Annotated in this window: 3 protein-coding genes; 1 reads left to right on the top strand and 2 read right to left on the bottom strand. The window is 62.7% G+C overall.

Going from position 1 to position 3,041, the window contains the following annotated elements; translation table 11 throughout:
- Window positions 1-84: 84 nt before the first annotated feature.
- Together DBR18_RS17845 and DBR18_RS17840 are read right to left on the bottom strand one after the other, a co-directional pair.
- Complete coding sequence (locus tag DBR18_RS17845; protein WP_108591300.1) at window positions 85-969, bottom strand: DUF2242 domain-containing protein; 885 nt, start codon at window positions 967-969, stop codon at window positions 85-87.
- A gap of 92 nt (window positions 970-1,061) precedes the next feature.
- On the bottom strand, window positions 1,062-1,961 hold the full coding sequence (locus DBR18_RS17840; RefSeq protein ID WP_108591299.1) for a LysR family transcriptional regulator: 900 nt from the start codon (window positions 1,959-1,961) through the stop codon (window positions 1,062-1,064).
- Window positions 1,962-2,081: 120 nt separating this feature from the next.
- Here DBR18_RS17840 and DBR18_RS17835 point away from each other — a divergent pair.
- The coding region (locus DBR18_RS17835; RefSeq protein WP_108591298.1) for an MFS transporter at window positions 2,082-3,041 on the top strand (960 nt) is incomplete at its 3' end.

Here is a 3,041-nt window from a genome sequence, read left to right as displayed (position 1 = left end):
AGTCCATTCAGCATCGATGTGACTGAACAACCGCTTTCGCGAGCAAGCCCGCTCCCACAGGGGATGAATGTGTGTGTGTGTGAATTATTGCATCGCCGGAATCGGTTCCGATGGCGGCGGAATATTGCTCGGGTTGGCTGGCGGCGTGATCGTTTCGGCGGCCGGTGCAGGGTCTGCACTCGGAGCCGGGGTGATCGGCGCGGACTCGGCGGGTGGCACGACCGGTTCGGAACCCGATGGAGTCGGAGCCACCGGGGCCGAGGCCGGGGTCGCTGCCGGAGCTGCCGGTGTGGCCTGGGCTGGCTCGACGATCCCGGCTGGCGGCGGCGCGGGCGCTGTCTCTACTGCAGGCGCCGATGTGGTCGGGGCTGCAGCGGCAGGCTTGGGCTCGGGCACACCCAGATCGGTCTTGGGTTTTTCCTCGATGTGCGCGGCTTTCTTCGCATCCGCCGGCAGGAACAGCTCGACCAGGGTGAAGAATCGCTCGTAGAACTTCTGCGAGGTCACGGTCTCACTGGCGACCTTGACCATCGAATCGTCCGAGGAGCCGATCGGCATCGACACCGAACCCAACACGCCAACACCGAGGCTGGCGGAGTTGTTGGTCTTCTTCAGCGCGTAGCGGTCCTGCAAGGCGTTGGCGAACACCGTGGCATGGTGCTTGGCACTGCCGTCTTCGGCACACACCACGTTGAAGCTGATTTCCAGGTGAGTTTCGCCCGTCTGCTGGAAGCTCTTGTGGCCACTGACCAGTTTCGGGTCACTGCTGGTGATGATGTAGCCCTGGCTGAGCAGCGCACGACGGGCCGCCTCGCAACTGGCGACATCGGCCACCGGGTAATTGCGAGAGTACGTACCGGAATCGTCGAAATTCTCATGCTCATAGATCGGCTTGTCTTTAGAACAGCCGGCGACAGCGGTCAGCAACAGCGCCAACCCAACGACACGCATGGGAGTTGAAATCAACATTAAACATCCTGAGGGAAAACAGTCCGGGGCGTATTGTGCAACAGATCGTGGCCCTGCGGCGTACGGATTAGTGTCTTAAAACGGTTACAACTTTACCCAGAATGGACATCTGGAAAAAGCCGCGCCGATAAATGATCGATGAATACCCGTAATTTGGCGGTGGAATGGCGATTTGACGGCCACAGCACCCAGAACTGGCCGACATGCTGCACATGCGCATCCAGGACCCGTTGCAGACGCCCTTGCGCGACATCCTCATGAATCATGAAATCCGGCAGACAGGCGATGCCCATCCCGGCCACAGCCGCGTGGCTGACGGCTTCGATAGACGTGCTGATCAGCCGGGTCGGCAAACCCGGCTCCGGCGCGCCCTCCTCGCGGATCAAGGGCCACGGCTCAAGCTTGCCGGTGGCATGGAAGGTATGCCGCAGGCAGGCGTGCTCCTCCAGATCGGTCGGTGATTGCGGTACACCGCGCTGCTGCAGATACGCCGGGCTCGCCACCAGTACCATGTGGAACTCGCCCAGGGGCCGCGCCATCAGCCGGGAATCCCGTGGTTTACCGGTGCGAATCACCGCATCGAACCCCTCCTCGACCACATCGACCATACGATCGGTCAGATCCAGATCCAGCTCGATTTGCGGGTACAGCGCCATGAACTGGTTCATCACCGGCATCACCAGCCCGTGCACCTGTGGCAGGCTGATGCGCAACTTGCCATGGGGCTGTGACGCCGAATTGCACAGTTCGAACTCGGCCGCTTCCACTTCGGCGAGAATCTTGCGACAGCGTTGGAGGAACAGCGCGCCTTCGCTGGTCAGGGTGATGCTGCGGGTGGTGCGATGAAACAGCCGCACGCCGAGTCGCGCTTCAAGCCGCGCAATACTTTTGCCGACCGCCGAGGGCGAGACGCCCTGCAACCGCCCCGCCTCGGTAAAACTGCGGGTCTCGGCAACCTGCACAAACACCGAAATACTGCCCAGACTGTCCATTGCAACCCTCCGATTCACGACATCCGTGTCCGATATGTTCGGAACCGTAACCCATTTTTCTCCAATGCGCAGCGCTCTAGCCTATGGCCTTCATCCCCCTCGGCACATGGACGCTGACTCATGAATGACGCACAACTGACCTCACCGGGCCTGAACGCGGCGAATGAAGTTTCCGACCGATTACCGCTCGGCGCCCTGTTGGCCCTGGCCACCGCAGGCTTCATCACCGTACTGACCGAAGCCATGCCCGCCGGCCTGCTGCCGCAAATGAGTGCAGGGCTGAATGTGTCACAGGCGCTGATCGGCCAACTGGTGACGCTGTACGCCGTCGGCTCGATGCTGGCGGCCATCCCGTTGACCATCGCCACCCGAGGCTGGCGTCGTCGGCCATTGCTGTTGTCGGCGATCGGCGGCTTTGCCATCGCCAACAGCATCACTGCCCTGTCGGAGCTGTATTGGCTGACCTTGATCGCACGCTTGCTCGCCGGGGTATTTGCCGGACTGTTGTGGGCCCTGCTGGCAGGCTACGCCAGCCGCATGGTCGCGCCACACCTGCAAGGCCGGGCGATCACCGTCGCCATGCTCGGCGCGCCGCTCGCACTGTCGCTGGGCATCCCGGCCGGCACGTTACTCGGCACCCTGGTGGGCTGGCGCCTGAGCTTCGCGGTCATGACCGCATTGACGCTGCTGCTGGTGATCTGGGTGCGCTGGCAAGTACCGGACTTTGCCGGCGAGCCCACAGGAAAACGCCTTCCCCTGCGTCAGGTATTTACCCTGCCCGGCGTGCGATCGGTGCTGTTCGTGACCCTGTCCTACGTGGTCGCCCACAACCTGCTGTACACCTACATCGCCCCGTTCCTGCAACCGTCGGGACTTGGCCGCGATATCGACCGAGTGCTGCTGGTATTCGGCCTGGCCTCGGTGCTGAGCCTGTGGATCGTCGGCAGCCTGATCGACCGCTGGCTGCGCGAGCTGGTGCTGATCAGCACCCTGCTGTTCATGCTTGCGGCCGTCGCGTTGGGCCTGTGGCGGGAATCGCCGGCCGTGGTGTACACCGCTGTCGCCGTGTGGGGCCTGGCG

The sequence above is a fragment of the Pseudomonas sp. HMWF021 genome, from assembly GCF_003061005.1.
Lineage (GTDB): Bacteria > Pseudomonadota > Gammaproteobacteria > Pseudomonadales > Pseudomonadaceae > Aquipseudomonas.
Note: the sequence above shows the minus strand (reverse complement) of the source record. Positions and strands in the feature narration are given on the sequence as shown.

Coding starts and splice junctions, on each gene's coding strand:
- DBR18_RS17845 (WP_108591300.1), bottom strand. CDS start 969: ATGTTGATTTCAACTCCCATGCGTGTCGTTGGGTTGGCGCTGTTGCTG.
- DBR18_RS17840 (WP_108591299.1), bottom strand. CDS start 1,961: ATGGACAGTCTGGGCAGTATTTCGGTGTTTGTGCAGGTTGCCGAGACC.